This is a genomic window from Bacillus sp. SD088 (assembly GCF_017355205.1).
Taxonomy (GTDB): Bacteria; Bacillota; Bacilli; order Bacillales; family Bacillaceae_C; genus Lederbergia.
The window spans coordinates 18,893-41,534 of sequence record NZ_JADIJK010000023.1; the positions used below are offsets into that span (position 1 = coordinate 18,893).

At 37.5% G+C, this 22,642-nt stretch carries 17 protein-coding genes, 3 pseudogenes and 1 riboswitch; of the genes and pseudogenes, 8 read left to right on the forward strand and 12 right to left on the reverse strand.

Annotated features, from left to right (window positions below):
* Nucleotides 1–841: 841 nt before the first annotated feature.
* Nucleotides 842–973 (reverse strand): hypothetical protein, encoded by a 132-nt coding sequence (locus tag IPU53_RS25320; protein ID WP_278253310.1) that lies wholly within the window; start codon nucleotides 971–973, stop codon nucleotides 842–844.
* Nucleotides 974–1,305: 332 nt separating this feature from the next.
* Nucleotides 1,306–2,493 carry an MFS transporter gene (locus IPU53_RS18225; RefSeq protein ID WP_207452443.1) on the reverse strand — a complete coding sequence of 396 codons (1,188 nt, stop codon included), beginning with the start codon at nucleotides 2,491–2,493 and terminating at the stop codon, nucleotides 1,306–1,308.
* Nucleotides 2,494–2,957: 464 nt separating this feature from the next.
* Here IPU53_RS18225 and IPU53_RS18230 point away from each other — a divergent pair, with 464 nt between their 5' ends.
* Entirely contained in the window at nucleotides 2,958–3,842 is an 885-nt protein-coding gene (locus IPU53_RS18230; protein WP_207452444.1) for a LysR family transcriptional regulator, read from the forward strand.
* Between the two features lie 1,216 nt (nucleotides 3,843–5,058).
* Here IPU53_RS18230 and mgtE read toward each other — a convergent pair.
* The 4 genes and pseudogenes from mgtE to IPU53_RS18250 all read right to left on the reverse strand — a co-directional run.
* A pseudogene (gene mgtE / locus IPU53_RS18235) lies at nucleotides 5,059–6,027 on the reverse strand (magnesium transporter); the annotation flags it as partial.
* Between the two features lie 249 nt (nucleotides 6,028–6,276).
* A riboswitch (M-box (ykoK) riboswitch) is annotated at nucleotides 6,277–6,442 on the reverse strand.
* A 111-nt stretch (nucleotides 6,443–6,553) separates the two neighbouring features.
* A complete protein-coding gene (locus IPU53_RS18240; RefSeq protein ID WP_207452446.1) occupies nucleotides 6,554–6,919 on the reverse strand; it encodes a DUF1516 family protein in 366 nt (121 codons plus the stop codon).
* A gap of 241 nt (nucleotides 6,920–7,160) precedes the next feature.
* Entirely contained in the window at nucleotides 7,161–8,228 is a 1,068-nt protein-coding gene (locus tag IPU53_RS18245) for a nitroreductase family protein (protein ID WP_242698408.1), read from the reverse strand.
* Nucleotides 8,229–8,472: 244 nt separating this feature from the next.
* The gene (locus IPU53_RS18250) at nucleotides 8,473–9,840 is read right to left on the reverse strand and encodes an MFS transporter (protein ID WP_207452447.1); all 1,368 of its coding nucleotides are present in this window, start codon (nucleotides 9,838–9,840) and stop codon (nucleotides 8,473–8,475) included.
* A gap of 646 nt (nucleotides 9,841–10,486) precedes the next feature.
* Between IPU53_RS18250 and IPU53_RS18255 the strand changes: the two genes are divergently transcribed.
* Nucleotides 10,487–10,987 (forward strand): MarR family transcriptional regulator, encoded by a 501-nt coding sequence (locus IPU53_RS18255; protein WP_207452448.1) that lies wholly within the window; start codon nucleotides 10,487–10,489, stop codon nucleotides 10,985–10,987.
* A gap of 625 nt (nucleotides 10,988–11,612) precedes the next feature.
* Here IPU53_RS18255 and IPU53_RS18260 read toward each other — a convergent pair.
* The gene (locus tag IPU53_RS18260; protein WP_207452449.1) at nucleotides 11,613–12,566 is read right to left on the reverse strand and encodes a helix-turn-helix domain-containing protein; all 954 of its coding nucleotides are present in this window, start codon (nucleotides 12,564–12,566) and stop codon (nucleotides 11,613–11,615) included.
* Nucleotides 12,567–12,866: 300 nt separating this feature from the next.
* Between IPU53_RS18260 and IPU53_RS18270 the strand changes: the two are divergent.
* A pseudogene (locus IPU53_RS18270) lies at nucleotides 12,867–15,133 on the forward strand (heavy metal translocating P-type ATPase).
* A 63-nt stretch (nucleotides 15,134–15,196) separates the two neighbouring features.
* Here the strand turns inward: IPU53_RS18270 and IPU53_RS18275 are convergent.
* Nucleotides 15,197–15,505, reverse strand: a complete 309-nt coding sequence (locus IPU53_RS18275; RefSeq protein ID WP_207452452.1) for an ArsR/SmtB family transcription factor — start codon at nucleotides 15,503–15,505, stop codon at nucleotides 15,197–15,199.
* A gap of 374 nt (nucleotides 15,506–15,879) precedes the next feature.
* Between IPU53_RS18275 and gpmA the strand changes: the two genes are divergently transcribed.
* The 5 genes and pseudogenes from gpmA (at nucleotide 15,880) to IPU53_RS18300 (ending at nucleotide 19,688) form a co-directional block, all read left to right on the forward strand.
* Nucleotides 15,880–16,587, forward strand: a complete 708-nt coding sequence (gpmA, locus tag IPU53_RS18280) for a 2,3-diphosphoglycerate-dependent phosphoglycerate mutase (RefSeq protein WP_207452453.1) — start codon at nucleotides 15,880–15,882, stop codon at nucleotides 16,585–16,587.
* A 705-nt stretch (nucleotides 16,588–17,292) separates the two neighbouring features.
* Nucleotides 17,293–17,460 carry an RNA polymerase sigma factor gene (locus IPU53_RS25735; protein WP_441297449.1) on the forward strand — a complete coding sequence of 56 codons (168 nt, stop codon included), beginning with the start codon at nucleotides 17,293–17,295 and terminating at the stop codon, nucleotides 17,458–17,460.
* Between the two features lie 24 nt (nucleotides 17,461–17,484).
* Nucleotides 17,485–17,739, forward strand: coding sequence for a helix-turn-helix domain-containing protein (locus IPU53_RS18290; RefSeq protein WP_207452454.1), 255 nt, complete (start codon nucleotides 17,485–17,487; stop codon nucleotides 17,737–17,739).
* 512 nt (nucleotides 17,740–18,251) lie between these two features.
* Nucleotides 18,252–18,437, forward strand: coding sequence for a DUF3173 domain-containing protein (locus tag IPU53_RS18295; protein ID WP_207452455.1), 186 nt, complete (start codon nucleotides 18,252–18,254; stop codon nucleotides 18,435–18,437).
* A 38-nt stretch (nucleotides 18,438–18,475) separates the two neighbouring features.
* Nucleotides 18,476–19,688: pseudogene (locus tag IPU53_RS18300) on the forward strand (tyrosine-type recombinase/integrase).
* 151 nt (nucleotides 19,689–19,839) lie between these two features.
* On the opposite strand, the gene IPU53_RS18305 reads toward IPU53_RS18300, so the two are convergent.
* From IPU53_RS18305 to IPU53_RS18320, 4 genes are all read right to left on the reverse strand, one after another.
* Nucleotides 19,840–21,048 carry a tyrosine-type recombinase/integrase gene (locus tag IPU53_RS18305; RefSeq protein WP_095260033.1) on the reverse strand — a complete coding sequence of 403 codons (1,209 nt, stop codon included), beginning with the start codon at nucleotides 21,046–21,048 and terminating at the stop codon, nucleotides 19,840–19,842.
* Nucleotides 21,041–21,247: a DUF3173 domain-containing protein gene (locus IPU53_RS18310; RefSeq protein WP_077604216.1), complete on the reverse strand. Its 207-nt coding sequence runs from the start codon at nucleotides 21,245–21,247 to the stop codon at nucleotides 21,041–21,043. The genes IPU53_RS18305 and IPU53_RS18310 overlap by 8 nt, the downstream gene beginning before the upstream one ends.
* 410 nt (nucleotides 21,248–21,657) lie before the next feature.
* A complete protein-coding gene (locus tag IPU53_RS18315; RefSeq protein ID WP_077604217.1) occupies nucleotides 21,658–21,912 on the reverse strand; it encodes a helix-turn-helix domain-containing protein in 255 nt (84 codons plus the stop codon).
* A complete protein-coding gene (locus tag IPU53_RS18320) occupies nucleotides 21,896–22,333 on the reverse strand; it encodes an RNA polymerase sigma factor (RefSeq protein WP_077604218.1) in 438 nt (145 codons plus the stop codon). Before IPU53_RS18320 ends, IPU53_RS18315 begins: the two co-directional genes overlap by 17 nt.
* Between the last annotated feature and the right edge of the window lie 309 nt (nucleotides 22,334–22,642).

The following is a 22,642-nucleotide window of genomic DNA, read 5'->3' on the forward strand; positions in this document are numbered from 1 at the left end:
TTTCACCAAATTTTTTAATATTTTTTTAAAAACAAATGAGCTGAGTTTGTCAGTCGACAATCTTTCCCATTTTTTTTAGATTGTCGGCTTTACTCGACATCTTCTTGGTGGTCTTGCAGAAAATCCTATTATACATTCATTTTTTCCGGTTGGTTTGACACGAAATATTCATGTCATAGCCTGCCAGGCGAACAATTCTACATGTTTGTTCATCAATGTTGTCGGGTAAAAAGCGTATGGTATCTGAACCCTGTCTTATGACGATAACCCTTATGTCATGCAGTTGTTCGAGGAGCGCTTTGCCCGTTGGTTCAAATAGCTTTCGGTTTCCCGCCAGGATCAACGAATGCTTCTCATTCTTCATTTTCGATCGGATTCGGTATTCAAGGATGCTGTATATAAGCAGAGCCATTACATACACAATGCCTAGTGCCCCAATCCTCTCTGGCGTTTTAATGAAAACCGCATCAATCATCTGCGGCTCTTTCAGGAGACGGAATCGGGTTTCTGCAGCAGACTGGCCCTTGAGATTTTGAGTATATCGATATCCGGGAGTTTCTTCCGGTCCATTCTGTTGGTTATCAGGATAAAAGTGCTCGCCAGCTTAAGGTATGGTCAATTTTTTCGCGGTTTTCTATCAGAGAAACCAGCCGGACTCGGAAGACTGTGGCGGTTAGATTCTCCTCATCCTTCCTTGTCTGCCGCGGCGCTTCCGTTTCACGGGTTCTTCCTTTGATTCCACTTCGAGTTGATACTCATGCAGGCTTGTCTTATGTTTTTTCTCGAAAGCCTTCATTGCTTCCAACGCATCTTCTTGGCAATGAAATACGGTGTTGCTGAACTACTTCGACAGCGCTTTGGTAAATTCGTCATGTTGTTTTTGGACTTTCGCTGCCAGCCCTTTTGCCTTTTGGTTTTCCAAGTGGTCAAACCGTGACGACCCCACATCCAAGGTTAGAACCTGATCAGGCATAAAATGTCCCTCCACTTCGATATTTACTATAAAGTTCCATATCAAAGTGGCGTAACCCTTCAAAAAATTAGAAATTAAGACTTTCCACGTGCGAAATGTGAGTTAAAGAACTATAAGGTCTATGGTTTTATTTAGTATAGTTAATATACGTATCTCGGCTGTACCCCTAAAAAGGCCGTTTTGAAACTGAGCATAAAAAGTGATATTAATTACCACTCATATTGTTCCATCCTTAACATTATGCTCAACCTCTCCTTTAAAATTGATAATGTCATTATCCACAGACTGCTTCGAATTGTAAATAATCATTTTTGATTTTTTCATAGCACCTGTTAAGCAAGCTTAATACATTTTTTCTTTTTACCGTATACGAAATGGAAAGTAAGTCCATAAGCCTGAAAAACAAGTCCGAGGATTGTAACACCAATCCAACCGAACTGCCCCCATAAAGTTGTTCCTAACAGAGACCCCAGTGCGCCTCCTATAAAGTAAGAAAACATAAAAACAGTATTGTTTCTACTTGCATACTCAGTTCTAAGTTTTTGAACTCGCGTTTGATTGGATACTTGGCCAAACTGATTCCCGACATCCAGTAATACGATGGAAATTACTAATGCGACAATATTAGAACCTAAAAGCATTAAGATAAAGAAGCTGACAGATTGCATTGCATACCCAATAAAAACTATATTTTTTTCAGAAATCTTATCAGCCAGCCTCCCTGCAAATGGTGAACACATAGCCCCTGACAGTCCAATAAGGGCTAAGATCCCCGCTTCTTTACTTCCCCAATTGTAGGACGAACTACTTATATAGAAAATCAATGTAGACCAAAAAATAGAAAAGGTACCAAACATAAAGAAACCACTTATAACTGATTCTTGCAATATTTTTTGACTTTTAATTAAAAATGGAATACTTTTTAACGATGAAAAATATGATAGCCCCGAACTAATATTATGATCTTCTTTTGGTAAATTAAAATACAAGATCATAGATAAAATTAATATAACAATGAATCCTAATAAATAAATCATCTTCCAATTAGCATAACTTGCTACGAATCCTGAAACTGATCGTGATAACAAAATACCAGTTAGCAATCCACTTAATAGTTGGCCAGTTACTCTTCCCCGATTTTCTTTATAAACTAAACTGGCTCCGTAAGGAATGATTATTTGAGGGACGATAGAAAGTAGTCCGATTAAAAATGATGAAATGGCAAAAAGTAAAAAATTTGGTGAAAGAAAAGCCATAAGCAAAGATAATGTCGAAAGTAAAGACATTCTAATAATAAGTTTCTTCCTGTTTATCAAATCCCCAAGTGGTACCAAGAATAATAAACCAAGCGCATAACCTAATTGAGTAAGCATAGATAACACTCCGACCGAGCTAATCCCAATGCTAAATGTCTTTGCTGCGTGATTGGCAATCGGTTGGATATAATAAATATTTGCCACGACAGCACCACAAGTAACAGAAAGTAAGAAAAATAAGTTCTTGTTTACAGCTTTTTTCATAAAAGAACCTCCAAATTTAACACATTCATGTCTTTTAAAATTAAGAAAATGAGCATTGGCATTATGAAATAATGGCTAATTTATCGTCAATCCGTCATCAACAGAAATTTTTAACCTTTTATCGCATCTCCACTTTCTGACGCCAAAAAGTAATCACTTTCGCGACTACCTTCCGGAGTAGTTTTGGGGTGGAATTGGAGTAAATATCAAAACCTCTTGTGTTGTGACAGCAATTGCGTCAGTTGTTTTTAGTAAACCACTTGAAACCATATTTACGTTATATATCCGTGTTTTTTTTGGTAAGATTTCGAACTTCTCAGCAATGGGGCCATAAAATAACTGAAACTTTAATAATTCTCACAATCTATATTAACATCGATAATATGTGATGTATAATTCATTATAATGATGGTTTTAATGAATATATGTAATGAATAACAAGCTTAAGAAAGGGGTTATTATGAATGGAGTGGCAACAGTTTCATTATTTTAAAACCCTGGCACGCATCCAACACGTTACGCGTTCGGCGGAAGAACTATCCATTACCCAGTCTGCTCTTAGCCGTTCTATTGCTCGATTTGAAGATGAAATAGGTGTTCCATTATTCGAACGGCAAGGACGTTCAATTAGATTAAATGAATATGGACATATATTTCTTAAACGTGTAGATCGTATATTAAAAGAATTCAGTGAAGGCAAACAAGAAATTTACGATTTACTTGAGCCTGATCAGGGACAAGTATCGATTGGTTTTTTACATACTTTGAGTACAAATGTTATACCCGAACTAATTGCATCTTTTCGTACTCACTATCCAAAAATTACTTTTAAACTCGGACAAGGATCATCTCCGATTCTTCTTGAACAATTACAGTTAGGAGGGTACGATCTCTGTTTAGTTGCTCCTGCGAACATTAAATCTCCTATTCAATGGAAAGAACTATGGAGTGAAAGACTCTTTGTTACTGTTCCTAAAGAACACAAATTTGCAAACTTTAAAAGCATTACATTAGAAGAAATTGCAGATGAACCATTTATTCTTTTAAAAAAGGGGTATTCCCTTCGTACAACTATTGAGAGACTGTTTGAAGATATGGGGATTTCCCCTAAAATCACATTTGAAGGAGACGAAGCAGATACTGTAGTAGGTCTTGTTGCTGCAGGTTTGGGAATATCTATTTTACCGAATATGAAGGGGATAGACCAAAGTAAAATATCTCAATTAAGTATCGATTCGCCCCAATCTCGTAGGACTATTGGTCTTGCTGAAGTTCAAGGAAGATATTTATCACCTGCAACACGACAATTTAAACAATTTGTTTTTGACTACTTTGGTAAATCAGAATAAATGTTATTCTTCAACAAAGGGGGGCTTTTGTTGAAGAAGGAAATAAATATTTCTTGTTAAAAAAAAGGAATGTCTCCAAAATTAAGACATTGTCCAAAAAATTGACACAAAAGTCCTTAATACCTTGCAGAATGACTCAAAACTCCTTATAAACTTGTTAAAATCTCTTTTTAAACTAGACTAGGGTGACTTATTCAACTAAAGGGAGCGTTAATAATGCGAGTCATTATATTCCACAATCGGGCCATTTTCTTGAGTAACACATTTAAAGAAAATCGTTATGGAGTGAAGAAATTGTGATAATTTCCACTTAAACAAAAGGGGAGGTTAGTTGTGCGAAATGGTTTCTAGCTTAAATTGAGGATGGTCACATTTCTCTAGTAAAGGCTAGACAGTTCCTGTCGGAACTGAAGGATTATATCGAAGAATCAAATGAGGGGGTAACGCCCTGAAGGGTTCTCTCTTAGCCGAATAGCACTGGATTTAGTAAGAATGATAGTGTTATAAGCTCGGTGAAAAGGCGTGAGAAATTACCGCAGCAGTTCGGCTGCCGAAAGCCTACTCGATGGAGTGGTGTAGTTCATGATGCTTGAGTTGAATGAATATGGTGAGGATGCGAAAACTCCTAAAAGAAAAAGGGTAAGCTGATGAACTTCTGAATGTACGGGTCTATACCTGCAATACATAGAAATGTGTATATCACCAAATTGTGAGGTTAGCTGTGGGTGAGTAAGAATAACTAATATAAAAATCCATGATACGTTACAGGAGTATGAAGGCTAACAGGCTTACAGGAAGCACCTTAGTTCATTCCATAATAGATATAATTCAACATTGTAAGCTGATAACGTGGAGGGCTTACTCCCTGTGAAGCGTTGGCAAGGAAAGCAATAATGATATTATTTACTGTATAACTTGTCTTAATATCAGTGAAAGTGGTGGCACAGTACCAATGAAATGTCTAATCCACATGGAGGGATAGCCACCCTTTCCAATATATACTCACTTATGTACAACCTTATGAAATGGTGTTATTATTTCATAAGGTTGTTAATATAATAGGGACTATATTTTTAAAATATGGAAAAGGACTGAAATATTTATTTGCCGATGATAACTTATCAATATGATAACTACCCTACGGTCTTAGTTCAGAAGTTTAAAGAAACTAACCTTCAATTAAAACATAAGCTGTTAATTTAATTATATTGTATTTTTACATGATTTTAGAAATAAACATGGTGGCAATGCCAAAGTAAATAAGCAGGGACAGGATATCATTAATCGTTGTAATCAGTGGTCCCGATGCAACGGCAGGATCTGCTTTACACTTATACAATATAAGCGGAATTATCGTCCCAGCAAGGGTTCCGATAATCAAAGTTGACAAAAGGGAGAAACCGACAATAAACCCCAGCATCAAACTTCCTCTCCATACATAGGCAATTACCGTAATGATGATCGCACAAGTTATTCCAATAATAATCCCTACTAATAATTCTCTCCATAAAAGCTTAGAAGTCTTTTTCAGATCAAGTTGTTCTGATACAAGACCACGAACAACGACTGCAAGCGATTGTGTTCCTGTATTTCCAGTCATTCCAGCAATCATCGGCATGAAAAAGGCAAGAGCGACAACTGTTTCTAAAGTCTCTTCAAAGCTTTCCATAATTCCTCCAGAAATTAGCCCGATAAATAATAATAAAATAAGCCAAGGAAGTCTTTTTCCAGCTGCCACCATTGGTTTTGTATGAAAATTAATTTCCTTTCCAGATGCCGTAAGCTTCCCGATATCTTCATCTGCCTCTTGATGAATAACATCGATAATATCTTCTACTTGGATAATCCCAATTAATTGTTTACTTTTATTGACAACAGGAATGGAAACAAGATCCTTATCCCGAAATACCTTTGCTGCATCCTCCTGGTCTAAGTCGGTTGGAAAATAAACAATCTTTCTTTTCATAATCTTTGCAAGTATTTCTGTATTAGCTGCCGCAAGTAATTCCCGTACGGATAATACACCGGTTAATTGTTGCTTTTGAGCAATCATATAGACGTAGTGGATATTTTCTTTGTCTTGTGCCTGCTCTCGCAAATAACGTATTGCTTGCTCAACTGTTAAAGATTCTTGCAAAGCAACATACCCTTGTTCCATTAACGTTCCTGTTGTTTCATGTTCATAAATCGTAAGACTCATGTTAAGTACCTCCTTAAAGATGATCTCCCATAGGTGAGGGGATCTTATTTTCCGTTTTTATGCACAATTTACTTTCCGAGGGATTAGCCATCCCCATCACCTCCTTTCAAACACCCTAAGGGGGGAAAATCCTTAAAGACTTATCAAATCAAAATATACTTAGCACAACAGTCTCCAAATACATAAAAAACACCCCTCTACAAAGAAGGATGTTCAGCATTTGAAAATATAGTGAATAAACCCCCTTCGCAGAGCTTTAGCACTATGTGGCATAGGATATGCATCCAGCTACATTAAAAACCACCTTAAGTCGATGGTTCCTGTTGACCCATTGGAGTCTTTCGACATTTCTGGGCAGTAGCATGTCTCCACATAGGAGCCTCACCTAGCGAGGAATCCATATAAGATTATCATTACTGGTGTAGTCGTATCTTTTATCCAAGATGATCAAGGGAATAAATCATAATCACGCATAATCCAACGTTTTGGAATTCACCAAAAAAATCATAAACTAAAAACGAATGATTTTGGCTGCAATTAATATAACGAGTATTAAAACGATAAGAAACTGAATCCAGTAACCTTTTGTAGAAGGACCACTCTCCTTCCTTACCACCGATTTGGAGAGAATCAATTCCATTGTCCAGATGAGCCACAGTGCTAAAATACCTTTGACAACGTATAACGATGGGAATTTGAGTACGATTAACATTCCCAGCCCGGAAACGATCATAATCACATATAATAAGCGCAATATCATTTGCGTTATTTTTTTGCCCTTAGGTTTTCCTATTTTTAATAAAATAAATGCTAGGAAAAAAAGCAAAATGGTAATGCGCCACAAACCTGCATGTGATTGAAATAATAGGTCAAACATTTTATCATCTCCTTATATAATTATCTGCTATTCATTTTTGCAGTGTATACACCCTTCTGCCATTGCCATCATGTCATAAACCAAAAGATTCAATAATGATAATCATTCTCAATAAAGAGATGCGAGAACCCCCACACTTTTCAAAACGCCCACCTGGTAACGAAAGTGCAATGAATGCCGATATAATTCCTTATACTAGATTTTCTGGTTCTAAACGAAATGCAAACATTCAATTGCTTGATCAAAGATGTGTAATGTTTACCATGGAGGGAGTGGATACAGAATTCCAGTGTTGATCGTCTTCTCCGAGCTCCAGCACCGCGACAATACGTTCCTGCGGTCGAACCCCAAATAGCTTTCTCTGTTCCTGATTATAAATCCATTCCGGAATCATGCGGCGCGCGTGCCATGGTTTGGAATTGACCAATAATAGAAAGTTCTGGACCAAACAACATATCGCTGCGTAATCCTCTTCTTGCTTGTGGAGATCGGCTTCTTCTTTAGCTACAATTAATAGGAACGTAGTATCTCTAGATGAAGTTCGAAGTATGCCAGACGCCTCATTGCCTGTTACATAAATAAAACGCCACGGTTCTCGTAATCCATCGTTCGGTGCCCAGACGGCATCATTCAGCAATTCAAGAACGCTTTGTGAAGTGACTCGATAATTATCTGAATACAACCTATCTTCTCCACCTATGACGGTCCATTTCTGTTCCGCAGGTGTTCTTCTTTTTCGGGTTCTTGGTGTTTTTTCAAAGTATCCTATGTTTAAAATTCCGGCAAACCTTTCCCCTTCTCTCAAACCAATTTCCTTAAAAAATGATTTGCTTTGAATAATTTGCTCCGTGTACCACAGCATCCCTAAACCATGTTCCCAGCCTAACAGTTGGAAATTTTGCATGATGCTACAAACCGCAGCATAATTCTCATCACTCTGTCGCTGAGTAACGGCAGATTCTGCAATAAAGATCAAGTGAGCAGGGGTATCTGCTACCTTTTTCGTTAAAAAATCCACCATTTTGTTGAGACCAAGTTTGCCAAGTTTGCCTTCCTTTAATTTAACTGTCATGCTCTCGGCCAGCTTTTGACGTGACTCATACGTGCCGTAGTAAATACAACGCCACTTTGGCGTTTCCTCAGCTACGTACAAGCTAGCAGCCTTATGCAGCAAAGAAATGACTAGGTCTTTTTCTACCGGAGTTCCATTGAATTTCCGAATCGATCTACGTTCTCTTATCGTCTTAGAAATAATCAAATACAATTCCCCCAATAAATGTTGCCTTGTAAATTCGTTTTGCATGCCCATCAAAATAATGTCCTTGTCAAAACAGGGAAATATCTCGACCTTTAGCACCAAGGGCATCCCTGTATATTTAACGACTTAAGTTTGGAGTAGGCGCTAAAATGTGACCTAAAATAGGTAAATGACCGCGCTGGGTGATTCATGTCAAAAACATACGTTGTATGAGTAGGCACAACTGACATGATACGCCCCTTCCTCTAACGCCATTGGAACAAAGTAAAGAATAGTTCATAATTAAGTTCCAAACTTATTTAAGATATTCATCATCTACTCGTATTTTCTGCCTTTTGGTCAGTGACTTCTCCAAAGCAAGCACAACCAACGCTAATACAACCGTCATGGCCGCAAGAATAAAAGCATTGCTATAGGAAGAATCAGCATGTCCATTTAATATATTCCATTGTCCACTGTTAAGTTCAAGAAAACGACTAAACAATGCAGAACCAATTGCAGCGCCTAAAAAAATCATAAAGGTAAATAATCCTGTGCCAGTACCGGTCTCATTAGGCGGCAAAATTTCCGATATGCGATTGGTAAGGGCTGATTGGTTCGCAGTAAAGGCTATGCAAACAACAACCAGCAACACAGAAATCCAAATGGGAGAGGCTCCGACGATCGTAGAAAGAGCCAGAAAAGCAATGGTCATAATGGTAAAACTAAATTGATTCATAAACCGATTTCCTCGTTTGGCAATGATTGCTCCAATTTGCGATCCTAAAATGATCGTCATCATCCCTCCTGGAAATAAAACAAGACCAATCAAACTCGTTGACAATTCATTCACTTTTGAAAGCATTAAAGGAAGAATGAAAATCGTTGCCATGTAAGCAATGGCGTTTAATAAACCCATGAAAAGAACTAGACTAAACGAGACATTTTTTAATATGTCAATTTTAATAAACGGTTCGTTTGCACGTTGAGCTTGCCATACAAAAAGAACAAAAGAAACGACTGTAAGGATAAGTAGCCAAGCTGTTACATTAATTCCCATCAATAGGGATGTGATGGCCAGCATAAATAAAATGGCTCCCACCTTATCAAAACGACTGCCAGTCTTCACTTCCTCCTTCGGTGCATATTTAAGATAGAAAGGAAGAGTAATTAAACTGAAAAACGATATTAAAAATAAACTGCTCCATCCGAAAGAATCCGTTAAAAGCCCACCCATTATCGGACCAATTGCACTACCAAGTGACACCATGGCGAACACCATGCCAAGCGCATAACCCCGTTGATTTTCTGGAAAATACCGTGCAGCAGCTACTAAGCTTAACGTCGGAAGAGTTCCTCCTCCAATTCCTTGAAGGATTCGGGCAACGATAATGAATGAATAGTTTGGACTTATGAATCCAATCAAGGAGCCTGCCATAAAAATAGCCATTCCAATAACAAACAATCGACGAATCGGATACTTATCAGATAATTTTCCAATTGCCACAGCTGCAATGCCGTTGAACAAGCTAAAAATGACTGTAATCCAACTTACTTCAGAAGGTGTTAAAACAAATACTTTTCTAAATTCCGGAATTGCGACATTCATCATTGTTACATTCATTGCATTAAACAACACCATATAGCACATGGAATAAAGTAATAACTTTTGTTTTCTTGTCATTTTAATCCCTCGTATTTAAATTATTCTTTTAAAAATAAGCCTCTGTTCCTGAAATACAAACTTCAAGGGGGCAGAAACAACCACGAAGGAATTAAAAGTATATACTTTTTATGAATCATTATATCTCCCCTATTTTGTTCAATGTAAACCCTCCGTTCGTTTTTCAGGTCAATTTAAAGTCTTGAGATTTAGCCATGTCCCTTGGATTACTTAATATTGTTAACAAGTAAACTAAATATTTTATTGTAAATCAAACAAATTCTCCTTACCTCCCTTTATTTTTTATTAACATGTAAACAATATAATAGATAAGTGGGGTTTGTCAATTTCCTGGGATCATATTAAAGTGTGAGCATAGCCAGAAAAACAACTGAGCAAATGGGAATCCCACTGTAATATTCCGGAATTGATTGTCTATAATGAATATGGTATGTTAGTTTACTGGTAAACAAAATTTACGGAGGGATTACGTCTAAGGAGAAAAACTAGAACAATTGTTCAAGATAAGGTTGGCTCGGAGTAAGACAGAACCTATTATTTAAAATGTCCTGTTCTACTCACCGTCCTTCTCCAAATTGCATTCAACTTTGATTTTAAGTTGGTTATAGTAGAAGATAGTATTATAAAGAAGGGGATGATAAGTATAATGGATCCATCTGAGGGGCTTAAGCGATTGCTATACGAGCGCTTTCTCCATTTTACGCATTTATTTGAACAAATTTTCGCTAACGAGATTGATGAGTTCGTACATCTCGCACGGTTGCAAGGAATTACCTCATGGCCGAATAATATAACAAGTATTCACGTCATTAATTGCATCGGCAACAATGAGCCAATAAACAACACATCTATTGCTGAGAAAATGAATTTGTCCAAGGCGAGTATTTCAAAAATCACCACCTACCTAATTAAGGAAGGCTACATTAAACGAAGCCAAATGAACGATAACAAAAAAGAAGTATATTTTTCCCTTTCGTCAGAAGGCAGACAGATGTTTGAGGTGCATGCGATGATGCATGAAATGCTAGAGCGTAGATTTATTCGTGCATTTGACTCATTTTCCGATTCAGAGCTACAGGCTTTGCTAAAATTTTTTCAAACAATGATTGATCAAAAAGACAACATTCTGAAAGGGGACGAAAGATAATGGATTTACAACTTTACATCTAGTCAAAAACGGACCGTCCGGGCATATCCCATAGGGAAATGTAGGGAGAATCACATTCTTTTTTGGTGTCAACTTCGCCGGATATGTCCTTAAAGTAAAACGATATCTACCTAGTTAGAAGGTCATTAAGATTGTACTAAGATGAATGTCGAGCCGTGAAGGAAAAGAAATCAGGTCAGCTTTGCGGGCAAGGGGAAATTTTTATGCCAAGATTAGCCTGGCAATGTAGAAATAAAAACATCTATATTGCCAACGTATTCAATGCAATTGAGAACAAAAGACTCTGGGTTTAAAAATATGCTTTGCCGCAATTAGAATAAGCATTAGATTAAGGTCTTTGAACAGGTCTTTAACCTGAACAGTGATTTTAGTCACTAACATTTATGTGAAAACACACCAGTTTTAACCGATAATAGTTTTAGAGCGATATTTAATTCTAGAAGGGCGATAGTCCGATGGTATGCATAGGTTAAATGATAACCGCGACTTTTTAGTTCAAGTATTCAGTATTCACAAGGATTGAGACTACCACCTGTAAACCGACAAGCAGGCTAACGCCTATGGGATTCTTGCATGAATTTTTATGTTCAGAAAATTCGGTATTTTATTTTATGTCATATTTACTTCGGTATTCGAGAGGACTAATTTTATACATCTCTTTAAAAGCTGCTCCGAATTTACTCTGACTTTTATATCCCACTGCCGAAGCGATATCTCCAATACTTTCTTGAGTCTTAAGTAACATACAAGCCGCTTTCCTGATACGATACTCTTTCATATACACCCCGATAGAAACGCCGTATACGCCTTTAAAAGTAGCCTTTAATGCAGTAGGGCTGATGCAATATTGTCTTGCTAGTTCATCAATCGTAAATCTCTGTTCAAATTGTTCCGTCATCATTTTTTTAATCTGTTTGATAATGTCAACTTCTTGCCGGACATAAAATTTATTCTGCTGCTCTTTAGCAGTATCAAAATAATAAAGGTAAATTAAAATTTCCAGAACCTTCAGCCGGTAATAAGTATTTCTAGCCTCAAGAGGGATTGAATACATACCACTAAAGATATTTTGAATGTCCTCTTTCGCCTGTATAAAAAAGCATTCATCGTTTAAAAAAAAGCGGTTAACAAGATCTGGAACATCAATTGGAATATCAGGTAGATATTCCGATAGTTGACCTGTAAACTTATCCAAGTCAATCGTAATGTTTATACCTTTATAGTACTCTAATGGAAATTCAATACAATTACTGTGGTTGTTCATTGTATTCATGAACAAATCACCTTCTCCTATATATTGCAGACATCCATCCTTCATTTTACATTCAGCCCGTCCTTCATGACAGTGATTTAATTCCAAAATGTTTAGGTTTGGGTGAATTGTTGGCATATAGTGGCTTGCCTGAAAGTTAAAGATGATTACCTCAACACCGGGTATTACAGAATAGACAGATGCAGTACCTTGCCCCTTATCTGGATTCAGCTGATAAACAACATGGTGATTATTTTGTACTAAATTCATGTCTGTATTGATATGTGAAAAAAAAGATCCCTCCATATTATTCATTCCTTCCTCGGAACTAATATTTTTCCGCTAAATGATAATGTAAATATACACTACTTCAAAAAAACAAACACATAGACTTTTAGTACTAATCGAATAAATCAACGGTCCCTGTCTGTATTAATAAAATTTATTCCAATCGGCCAAAATTTTAGTCCAATCGGTCTCACCTTCCGAATTTTGTTGAAAATGAAAAATAGAGTCATTATACTTGTATTCAAATACAATCAAACAATCATTTGATTGTCTTATAATTTGATTGTATAAAAAATAATTGAAAGGAGCAATTGTTTTATGAAAAAAACCTATAAACTGCAAGATGTAGATTGTGGCAGTTGTGCGGCAAAGATCGAACATGGCATTCGCAAGCTGGATGATGTTACCGATGTGAAGGTAAATTTTATGGGTCAAAGAATGATTCTTGAGGCTCCGGATGATAAATTCGATGCCGTTCTTAAACAAGCTAAGAAGGTTATAAAGAAAATTGATTCGGATGTGTCGATAGAGGCTTAAGCTGATTTACACATTTCAACGTCGATTCGGTTCATAACGAATAGGAGAAATTATCCATATTCAAATTACACTATTTGAGTCAGTAGCGGTTTTAATGTTACAGCCGTTGCTGACTCAAATATGAGGAGGATACGAACATGTCAAAGAAAGAAAAAAAACGGTTGCTGCGTATCCTTATTGCATCTGTTGGTTTTGTAGCAGCACTGTTTTTAAAGTTAGATGGCATTGCTGAATTCCTGATGTATCTTGTCCCATATCTTATCGTTGGAGGAGACATCCTCTGGAAAGCAGCGAGGAATATTACTCGAGGACAGGTTTTCGACGAGAACTTCCTCATGTCAGTAGCCACGATTGGTGCCTTCTGCCTTGGCGAATATCCTGAAGGTATTGCTGTTATGTTGTTTTTTCAAGTGGGCGAGCTGTTCCAATCCTATGCCGTTTCAAAATCCCGTAAGTCAATATCCGAACTGATGGATATTCGCCCTGACTATGCCAATGTGCTAAGAAATGGGGAATTGATACGGGTTGACCCGGAAGAGGTGCAAATGAATGAGATCATTGTAGTGAAACCTGGAGAGCGAGTCCCTCTGGATGGGGTTGTAACGGAGGGTTTCTCCGCAATAGACACCTCAGCTCTAACAGGAGAGTCCGTTCCACGGGAAGTACAGACAGGAGAAGATGTGATTAGCGGTTGTATCAACCAAACCGGTAGATTGACCATTCAAGTAAACAAAGAATACGGCCAGTCTACAGTAGCCAAAATACTTGAATTAGTTGAAACTTCTTCCGACAAAAAGAGCAAAAGTGAAAATTTCATTACGAAATTTGCCCGATACTATACCCCATTCATTGTTTTAGCGGCAGTTATTTTGGCTATCATTCCACCACTTGTCACAGGTCAGCCATTCGATATGTGGATTGAAAGAGCCCTAATCTTTCTTGTCATTTCTTGTCCCTGTGCTTTGGTTATATCCGTGCCGCTCAGCTTTTTTGGCGGAATCGGCGGAGCATCCAAATCTGGCGTTTTAGTGAAGGGAAGCAACTATCTCGAGGCTTTAGCCAACACAGAGATGGTCGTGTTTGATAAAACCGGTACGCTAACAAAGGGGAACTTCGCTGTCAGTGAAATATATTCCGACAAAATGACCAGTCAGGAGTTGTTGGAATTGGCAGCATATGTAGAGGATTATTCCAACCATCCCATCGCGCAGAGTATCAAGAAGGCATTTGGAAGAGCGATTGATTCCTCCCGTATTAAGGATATCGAAGAAATCGCCGGTCATGGTGTGAAATCTGTAATTGATGGAAACGTCGTGTTGGCGGGAAACGCCAAACTCATGAAACGTGAACATATATTCTACAATGATAAGAAACTTGTTGGGACTGTAGTCCATCTAGCCGTTGACAATGAGTACATGGGATATATCCTTGTTGAGGACGAAATTAAACAGGACGCTCCCCACGCTATTACAGCTCTCAAATCGGCAGGAATCAAGCAGACCGTCATGCTAACTGGCGATGCCAATGAAGTGGGGAAAAAGGTTGCTACTACGCTTAGACTAGATAAAGCATATACAGAGCTATTGCCTGCGGATAAGGTTGAACATGTGGAAGAGTTAATGAAGCAGAAAAAGGCAAAAGGCAAACTGGCCTTTGTCGGTGATGGTATCAATGACGCCCCCGTTCTTGCACGCGCAGATATCGGTATCGCTATGGGTGGCCTGGGTTCAGATGCAGCAATTGAAGCTGCGGATGTCGTAATTATGACCGATGAGCCATCCAAAATCGCCACAGTGATGAAGATAAGCAAAAAAACACTCCGTATCGCCAAACAAAACATTGTTTTTGCTTTAGGGATCAAAGGATTTGTCCTGATTTTAGGAGCAATGGGGATGGCAACGATGTGGGGAGCTGTATTCGCTGATGTTGGAGTATCCGTCATAGCAATTCTTAACGCAATAAGGGCACTCAACGTTAAAAAATTTAACACGCCGATACAAGTATCTCAAAAACAAGAGGAAGGAAATCGGCAAGGGGCAATGGCATAGTAAAATGGGAGTGTTACCGGGAAGCTCAGTAAGTAATATTCCCGCCCCCCTTTATCGATTAATCTAAAGTCCTTTCAAGGGACAACTCATTTTAAAAAAATCATCTACCATTTGATGAACCAGACGAGCTTTTTCGCTGTCAGCAAGTGAATAGTAAACTTCTTTCCCAACTCGTTTGCTTTTGATTAATCCATGTAACTTTAACGATTTCAAGTGATGAGAAACGGATGCAGGGCTCATATCCAGAGCAGCTGAAATATTGTGTCCACACTCTTCGCAATGACAAAGTAACCAAAGGATTTGAAGACGCGAGCCGTCAGATAGCTGTTGGAAAATAGCAGCTCCATCCAAAAAAAATTGGACATCAGGCATTCGCTTTAAAACATAGCTTAAATTTTGATCATGATCGTGAAGCTTTTCCTTGTTTTTTATCGTCGCCACTCCTTTGATATAACATTCATTTGATTAAACAATCATTATACTAAAGTCTATGCATTACCTAGGCTCTTGTCAAGGGCATACTTTTGGACATTTAAATTTCTTTACCTAAGCATTTTCCGCTTAAAATCATGTATCTGGCCTTCTAACGATGATATACGAACTTCATATATGCTCACAATAACTCTTATGCAGTTTTCTAAGACTTCGTAATCTCTAAAACGAAATAATAGTTTATAAATGTTTGATAAAGTGGCTTAGCCAGATAACTAGTAGAAGAAATTCATCGGAAAGGAGAAGAGTAATACATGTATAAGTTGGTTTTGATTAGACATGGAGAAAGTAATTGGAACAAAAAGAATTTATTTACAGGTTGGATGGACGTAGACTTATCGGATAAAGGAGTTCAGGAATCTCATTATGCCGGCAGACTACTTAAGGAAAAACAATTCATATTTGATGTAGCCTACACCTCATACTTGAAGCGAGCTATAAAAACACTAGATTATGTGCTCGAGGAAATGAATTTGCTGTGGATACCTGTATACAAATCCTGGCAGCTTAATGAACGTCATTATGGTGCGCTTCAGGGTTTAAATAAAGTAACTACTGCTATACATTATGGCGAAGAACAGGTTAAATTATGGCGTAGAAGTTATGAGGTATTGCCTCCCGCCTTGACAAAGGACGATGAACGTTATCCAAGATATGATGTTAGATATCGTGACATTGATGACGAACATATTCCATTAACTGAAAGTCTCAAGGAAACAGCTTTTCGGGTCAAAGATTATTGGGATAAGGAAATTGCACCACAGATCAAAGCAGGAAAAAGTGTAATTATTGTTGCACACGGCAATAGCTTGCGGGCATTAATCAAAATTCTGGACAACCTCAGTTCGACGGAGGTTGTTGATTTGAATGTACCAACAGGTATTCCGCTAGTATATTCGTTAGATAAACAATTACGTCCCGTAGAGAGTTATAACCTTGGAAGCACAAAACTTATAGAGTAAGGTACAGCACAAGTTGTCAAAGCTAGGCAAAGTGATAAAATTAAGTTGGACTACACGACAGTGCCCGAATTTTCAAACCGCTTTTTGGATGGCTGAGGTATTCGTAGTAAGATGGTCAGTGTTACGAAGGATAATCATCTAAAACAGTTTAAGTAAATACCGTTACATGGAAACACTTCGCAGAGCGCTTACTAACTACTTGGACTTAAAGCTATTATCCTTGCCACTTTGTGTTATATCGTTCAAATCTTCCATGAGGGCACACCAGACGCTGTGAACAGCAATTGGTATTTGGCATTAGATGAAAAAGATTTGGGGTTCTATGGGATTATAATTAATAACAAATATATACTTTTTGCCCAACTGGCTTATGTTCAGTTGGGTTTTTTGTATCCAATAAATATTTTTGGCATTTCCTAAAAAATCTTGTTGAAGGTTATGAAAGGGGAAATCATCACCCACCTTTGCAGTTGCTAAGGGAGAGGAAATGCATGATAGAACCAGATCGTACTGAGTGGCAAGTTCGTTGCGCATTTAATGCTTTTTGTAAACGAGTAATAAAGAATGAGGCAATCAATAGCTACAACGATAGACGGCAACAACAATCTAAGGAGATGACGTTTTCGGATTTAACGCCACAAGAAAAAAATCAGCTTTACACCTTAGATAAGTACCTATGATGGAGAAGAAATACAGAGTTTTCAAGTGGCTGGAAAGAAAATTACTCCTAAATTACTTGCAGAAGCGATGCGTACTTTGCCAAAAGAAAAGCGTAAGAGCGTCCTATTATACTACTTTTTTGACAAATCAGATGCAGAAATAGCTGAACTACTCGATATTCCACGCAGCAGACAAGCTCTTTTGAACGGTTAAAACGGTTTTTGGAGGAACATGCAAATGACTGGGATGATTAATTTAAATACTGAAAACAATGAGCGTGGCTTATTGCCGTATCCAATTATTTTAGCTGCAAATAAGGGTGAGCCAGAAGCAATGAAAGTAGTTGTTCTACATTATGGAAGCTATATGACAAGCCTATCTATGCGTAAGCTCCGTGATGAACAAGGAAACACTTATTGGGGCATCGATGAAGATACGCGCAAACGCTTACGAGCGAAGCTTATGCAATCTGTTTTAGCTTTCAAAATTTGAATACAGAATGGTTAGGTTTTACCTTTCAATAATCATAAGTTTATTCTTTGACAAAGAAATCACGGAAGATAACGCCGTGCAGTATACGATAAAAAATCAGATACGTTCTGCTGATGATGAGCCACTTAATTCATACGCCATGACTTTCCTTAGAAACGAGCGATAATCTATGAGTCTAATGCAATCGTGGTGGATTGCTGGCGATAACCCATCAGTTAGGATAATGATACTCCCCTATCGTCATGGTTCGAGCGTTTGAAGCGTCGCAAACCATGAGTAGGGCTGGAAGAAATACTTGCAGGGGTGAAATTCCCGTGGAGCTGTACCAACAGCCGTCTGATTTTTATATTTTAGTTTTGTTTGATTAGAAAACTAACAAGTTATGGCAGTAGGACTTTTTCTTTTAGTGCAAGAGCCAAATTTACGCAACGTATTAGAATTAGTTTTATAGACGCGATATAATAATAGACAGATATCAAATAGCATATCCTAGTCTATGGAAAGGAGTTTATATGATCACAGTCACTAAAAAAGACTTGATAGCACTAGGTTATGGTCCTTCTTATTCAGCTGATATCATTAGAAAATGCAAAAAACTAATGATTTCAAAGGGCCACACGTATTATCAATCTAAAAAGTTGGATCGTGTTCCTAAAGAAGCTGTAGAGGAAGTATTAGGGATAACTTTAGACGTGTGATTTGTACTTCTTGCACTAATTGCGTAAGGAGTGAAATCATGACTAAAGATATCATCAAAAAGACAAAGAACGGAACTTATTATTTTAGGGCAAATTTAGGCTATCACCCCATCACTGGTAAGCAAATCCAGAAGTACCGTAGTGGTTTTAAGACCAAAAAAGAAGCAAGGGAAGAATATTCCAAATTACTATTATCAAAATCCGAAGATCTAGAAGAAAAGAAAAACGCCATTCCATTTCAGCAGTATGTTGAGGATATTTTTCTACCATGGTATAAAACCCAAGTAAAAGGAAGAACATACGATAATCGATTACCAACTGTCAGAAAACATTTTCCTTATTTTTATGACTTCTTGGTGACTGAGATTGCCCCACTCCATGTGCAAAACTGGCAATTAACGTTATCTAAAAACAAGTATGCTTCTTCTTATATTAGGAATGTACAGGGATTGTTTTCCATGGCAAATGGATCGAGCTGTTGTTTTAGGATTAGCTGAAAGTAATCCATCGAAAATTGTTGGAAATGTGAAAAAGACAAAGACAAAAATAGATTTTTGGACAAAAGAAGAATTCGAAAAAGTCATCTCTCTTTTTTATAAGGAAGACTACTATCAACATTTTTTATTTATCTCGTTATGGTTTTTATTTATGACAGGTATGCGGATTGGAGAAGCCACTGCAATTCAATGGGAAGATATTGATTTTGATGCTGGTGTGTTATCTATCGATAAAACACTTTACTATAAGAATTTGGATAACTATTCTTTTGTAGAACCAAAAACAAAGGCTAGTGTTCGTCATATTGCATTAGATGGAGATACATTAACGTTACTCCACGAATGGAAGGACGTGCAGCAATCTGTCGTTCAAACCAATTTTGTGATGAGCTATAATGGTATCCCCACACAAAAGCATACGTTAGCGAATGCCATTACACGTTTTTCAAAAAAAGCTGGGGTTCATCGAATTAGATTACATGCTTTAAGACACTCTCATGCTTCATTGCTTATTAGTATGGGCGAAAACCCATTAATCATTAAAGACCGCTTAGGACATGAAGATATTGAAACGACACTCGGCACCTACGGACATTTATATCCTAACAGCAACTTTGAAGTAGCCCATAAATTAGAAGGTATTATGTCTTACCAAACAGCAACACAAAATGAAGATACTTCACCTAAAAATCAATTCACTGCTCGTTACCTACGTAAAGGATTAAAAACAAATAATGCAATAACAATGCAATGAAAATAGAGTAAAGAGCCGAAACCCTTATGAATAAAGGGGTTTCAGCTCTCCTTCTACTACTCCCACTCCAAGTTTGCGGGTGACGCCAAAACACTGCTATAACAACGTTTATCGCACCTTCAAATTGTTTTGGCGGGGATTCTGGCGGAACTTATTTTTTTACTGCTTGATTCCCATTAAATGATATACTTGATTTTTCCGCTGTTCGTATATTAATGTTACCTGTCATCTCTTCCGCAATTAGTTCATCTACACCTGACCACATATGTGAATAATGCTTTAACGTAATTTCTGGACTCGAATGTCCCATACGCTTTGATAAAATCAAAACAGAAACGTTAAATTCATTAATGAGATAAGACGCATGCGAATGTCGGAGTCCTTTAGCTTGAATACGATGAACATCTGCAAGTTTTGCATAACGTTGAATAATTCTAGCAAGCGTCGATTTAATCATTGGCGCTCCATCATAACTAAAAACAAAATCGTCAATCCCTATTTTTGATTGTCGTTGTTTCCATTCTTGCAACACTTGTATCGTATCCTCATCCAAAGAGATGATCCGTTTACCATCCTCTGTTTTTGTATAATCTTTTCGTTTCCAATTGCTTTTATTTATTAAATACAGTGAGTGATGAACGCGAAGCCGTTTGTTTTTAAAATCTATATCATCCCACCACAAGGCCGTTCCTTCACTAACCCGTATCCCCGTCATGAAATACGTCCACAACATCACAAAACATAAATGTTCATAAAAGTCATCCAGACAAATAACCGAGATAACTTTTTCAAATTCTTTCTTTGTCCAATATGGGACAACCGCTTTTCCTTTAGGGATAGCCTTCACCTTTTTAGACACGTTCACTTCTAGATATTGCATATCAACTGCCATATCCAGACTTTTACGAAACATACCAAATACCAAACTTGCATATGCTTGGGAATATCCAGCTCCTTTATCAGAAAGTAACCAGGTTCGATAACGTTGGACATCTTCTACTGCTAAAGAACGAAGCTCAATGTTTGAAAAACGATCTCTCATACTTTCTAAAGTTCGTTTGCGAACGTAAAAAGTACTTTCTTCCACCTCGGTTTCATAAGCTGGAATGTACACAGTGTCCATGAATTGACCATATGTCATGTGATAATTTCCATAACCATTTGCTTGATGGTATTCATTTTTCACCCGTACCAATTCTTTATAAGCTTGTAAAGCAGAAGTAAACTTTTTTCCTTGTTGATTTGTACGTCCCTTTTTACGAAGTCGCTTGCCAGTAATGCGATCCGTTCCTAACTCCGTTTCATAAAAGTATTGTCCATTGTTATCAATATAGACCCCTGCATATTTGGTTTTAGCCATGACTGTCTTCCTCCAATTCTAGTTCACACCCTAGAATCGATTCGACTGTCATTTTTGGTACACGCCCTAAGCGTTTATTATTATAAAATGGATACCCTTTTTGTACCATGATTTGTTTGGCTTGTCTAATAATTCGTATTGAAGTATATTTAGGATACCCAAGCTGAATTAAATCATCTTTTGTAATCAGTTCCTTCACTAATATATACCTCCTTTTTCATCAACAGAGAAATACATACTAGAAACAACGATTCACTAATCTACTTAAAAATCAGACGGCTGTTGGTGCAGCTCCACGGGAATTTCACCCCTGCAAGTATTTCTTCCAGCCCTACTCATAGTTTGCGACGCTTTGAACGCTCGAACCATGACGGTAGGGGAGTATCATTATCCTAACTAATGAGTTATCGCCAGCAATCCACCACGATTGCATTAGATTCATAGATTATCGCTCGTTTCTAACGAAAGTCGTGGCGTATGAATCAAGTGGCTCATCATCAGTAAAACGTATCTGATTTTTTATTTATACTGCATGGCGTTATCTTCCATGCTTTCTTTGTCAAAGATCAAATTATGATTAATGAAAGGGAAAACCTAACCATTATTTCATCAAATCTTGAAAGCTAAAACAGATTGCATAAGCTTCGCTCGTAAGTGTTCGCGTGTATCTTCATCGATGCCCCAATAAGTATTTCCTTGTTCATCACGGAGCTTACGCATAGATAAGCTTGTCATGTAGCTTCCATAATGCAAAACAACTACTTTCATTGCTTCTGGCTCACCCTTATTTGCAGCTAAAATAATTGGGTACGGCAATAAACCACGCTCGTTGTTTTCAATATTAGAATTAATCATCCCATTCATCTGCATGTTCCTCCAAAAATCGCTTTAACCGTTCAAAAGAGCTTGTCCGCCTATACTGAACTGTACTACGTGGAATGTCGAGTAGTTGACCAATTTCCACATCAGACAGTTGAAAAAAATAGTATAGTAGGACAGTGATACGCTTTTCCTTTGGCAAGGTACGCATGGCTTCAGCAAGTAATTTCGGAGTGATTTTCTTTCCAGCCACTTGAAAACTTTGTCCTTCTTCTCCTTCATATTGCTTATCTAAGGTATAGAGTTGATTTTCTTCTTGTGGGGTGAGATCAGAAAATGTCATCTCCTTTGCTTGTCGTTGTTTTCTTTCATTAAAAATATTGATTGCTTCATTCTTCAACACACGTTTACAAAAAGCATTAAATGCACAGCGAACTTGCCATTCGGTACGATCTGGTTCTATCATGCATATCCTCTCCCTTCGCAACCGCAAAGGTGGGTGATGATTTCCCCTTTCATAACCTTCAACAAGATTTTTTATAAAATGCCAAAAATATCAGTGATCTTATTTTTTTAAAAAATATAAGGCCCAACTGATAATCAACCAGTTGGGCATAAAAATTGATATTTGTACTAGATGCTGTTTGTTGTGACATTACTGCTATAATGGTTTCATAATTATCCAAGATGTTTTTGATATATCGTAGCTTAAAAAAAGCAAAATTAATGTCCCCTTATGAAATCCTTTTTTAAAGGGAGAAACGGAGGTTTAGAT

What these genes read in the sequence shown, in the direction of transcription:
- IPU53_RS18240 (WP_207452446.1), bottom strand. Translation starts at nt 6,919, where the DNA reads ATGTTTGACCTATTATTTCAATCACATGCAGGTTTGTGGCGCATTACC.
- IPU53_RS18230 (WP_207452444.1), top strand. Translation starts at nt 2,958, where the DNA reads ATGGAGTGGCAACAGTTTCATTATTTTAAAACCCTGGCACGCATCCAA.
- IPU53_RS18315 (WP_077604217.1), bottom strand. Translation starts at nt 21,912, where the DNA reads ATGAATGGGATGATTAATTCTAATATTGAAAACAACGAGCGTGGTTTA.
- IPU53_RS18245 (WP_242698408.1), bottom strand. Translation starts at nt 8,228, where the DNA reads ATGGGCATGCAAAACGAATTTACAAGGCAACATTTATTGGGGGAATTG.
- IPU53_RS18320 (WP_077604218.1), bottom strand. Translation starts at nt 22,333, where the DNA reads ATGATAGAACCAGATCGTACCGAATGGCAAGTTCGCTGTGCATTTAAT.
- IPU53_RS18225 (WP_207452443.1), bottom strand. Translation starts at nt 2,493, where the DNA reads ATGAAAAAAGCTGTAAACAAGAACTTATTTTTCTTACTTTCTGTTACT.
- IPU53_RS18305 (WP_095260033.1), bottom strand. Translation starts at nt 21,048, where the DNA reads ATGGCTAAAACCAAATATGCAGGGGTCTATATTGATAACAATGGACAA.
- IPU53_RS18295 (WP_207452455.1), top strand. Translation starts at nt 18,252, where the DNA reads ATGATCACAGTCACTAAAAAAGACTTGATAGCACTAGGTTATGGTCCT.
- IPU53_RS18290 (WP_207452454.1), top strand. Translation starts at nt 17,485, where the DNA reads ATGACTGGGATGATTAATTTAAATACTGAAAACAATGAGCGTGGCTTA.
- IPU53_RS18250 (WP_207452447.1), bottom strand. Translation starts at nt 9,840, where the DNA reads ATGACAAGAAAACAAAAGTTATTACTTTATTCCATGTGCTATATGGTG.
- IPU53_RS18260 (WP_207452449.1), bottom strand. Translation starts at nt 12,566, where the DNA reads ATGGAGGGATCTTTTTTTTCACATATCAATACAGACATGAATTTAGTA.
- gpmA (WP_207452453.1), top strand. Translation starts at nt 15,880, where the DNA reads ATGTATAAGTTGGTTTTGATTAGACATGGAGAAAGTAATTGGAACAAA.
- IPU53_RS18275 (WP_207452452.1), bottom strand. Translation starts at nt 15,505, where the DNA reads ATGCCTGATGTCCAATTTTTTTTGGATGGAGCTGCTATTTTCCAACAG.
- IPU53_RS25320 (WP_278253310.1), bottom strand. Translation starts at nt 973, where the DNA reads ATGCCTGATCAGGTTCTAACCTTGGATGTGGGGTCGTCACGGTTTGAC.
- IPU53_RS18255 (WP_207452448.1), top strand. Translation starts at nt 10,487, where the DNA reads ATGGATCCATCTGAGGGGCTTAAGCGATTGCTATACGAGCGCTTTCTC.